General features: G+C 67.8%; 2 protein-coding genes. Both read left to right on the top strand.

Annotation, left to right across the window (positions count from 1 at the left end; genetic code table 11):
* Positions 1–384: 384 nt before the first annotated feature.
* Positions 385–1,083, top strand: a complete 699-nt coding sequence (locus AB0H36_RS48050; RefSeq protein WP_360539118.1) for a hypothetical protein — start codon at positions 385–387, stop codon at positions 1,081–1,083.
* A gap of 46 nt (positions 1,084–1,129) precedes the next feature.
* The coding region (locus AB0H36_RS48045; protein WP_360539115.1) for an SRPBCC family protein at positions 1,130–1,465 on the top strand (336 nt) is incomplete at its 3' end.

Below are 1,465 nucleotides of genomic sequence, written 5' to 3'. Positions count from 1 at the left end.
CCCCTCCAACAACCCCAGTTTCCGCACACCCTTACCCACCACGACCCTCTCCCCATCTCGTGGCGCACCCGCGCCCCGGCGGTGTCCTCACGGACAACGCCGGGCCGCGTCGCTGCGGAGCTATCCTCCGGGGGCTGTCCTCGCCGTGAGCCGACGGTTGCCAGCGGCAACTCTTGCCCAAACGGACAACCCGCCAACCACAGAAACACACGGGCACAGATCGTGCCGCTGGAAGCAACTGAATCGGCCATTTCAGTGTCCGAGGAGCTACGCGCGCCTTGACCACAGGGCTACAGCTCGGTGCTTGAGATGACATCTACAGGTTGTTGGCGTGAGTCCGTGCTCGGCGCTGCGGGCCCTCACTCGTGGGACAGTTGGCCGACGATGACGATCTTTACGTTTCACCTTGCGGAGCTCCGTCCGACGACGACGGTGGGGGCACTGTGGAAGGCGCCGGCTGTGTCTTCCACGCCTGGGCTGCGGTATGCCGAGTGCCTGGCGCTGATGCGCCTCGGTGCGCCGACGGTTTCGCCGGCTCGGATGCAGTTGCGTCGGATGGCGATGTTCGCGCGGTGGGAGGACGAGGCGGCGGTCGAGACGTTTCTGGCGGATCACCGCATGGGCAGGGAGTTGGCTGCGGGTTGGCATGTGCGTATGCAGTTTCTTCGTCGTTGGTCGCGGCTTGCGGCGCTGCCGGACCTGCCGGCGAGGGCGGGGGAGTGGGATCCTGCCGAACCTGTCGTGGCGGTCACGCTGGCTCGGATGCGCCTGCTGGAGGTGCCGAGGTTCCTGAAGTGGGGCAAGCCGGTGGAGCGGCTGGTTCGTGACCATCCGGGGGCCACGTTGGCGCTGGCCGCGATGCGCCCGCCGCGGACGATTTCTACGTTCTCTGTTTGGCGGACGGTGGGCGAGATGGAGGAGATGGTGCACGGCCATAGCAGTGTCCCGGAGCCCGAGCGTCATGCTGCCGCGATGGCCGAACGCCGGCGCAGGGACTTCCACCACGAATTCGCGACCCTGCGGTTCCGGCCGCTGTCGGAGCACGGCTCGTGGCAGGGGCGCAGCGGCATCGTTCCTCGCTAGACCCGGCACGTTGTCCCACACCCGGAGGAAAGGCATGATGCGGCCCATGAAGTACACGGTCTCCATCGAGATCGCCCTGCCGCGGGAGAAGGTGGTCCGGCTGCTCGAGGACCCGGCACACCGGCCGAAATGGCTGCGGGGTCTGGTGCTGCACGAGCCGCTGAGTGGCGAGGACGGGCAGCTGGGCACCAGGTCGCGGGTCGTGATGCAGATGGACCAGCGGAGGTTCGAGGGCACCGAGACCATCACACGCCGGGAGCCGGCAGACCTGCGCGAGCTCCAGGCAACGAGCGTCGTTCACTTCGACCGCGAGATCGTCGGCGAGGGCATGTGGAGCGCCGCGCGCGAGCGGCTGACCGAAGCCGGCCCGGAAACGACGCTG

This window comes from Kribbella sp. NPDC050820 (genome assembly GCF_040653975.1).
GTDB lineage: Bacteria > Actinomycetota > Actinomycetes > Propionibacteriales > Kribbellaceae > Kribbella.
This window is presented reverse-complemented; position numbering and strand designations above follow the sequence as displayed.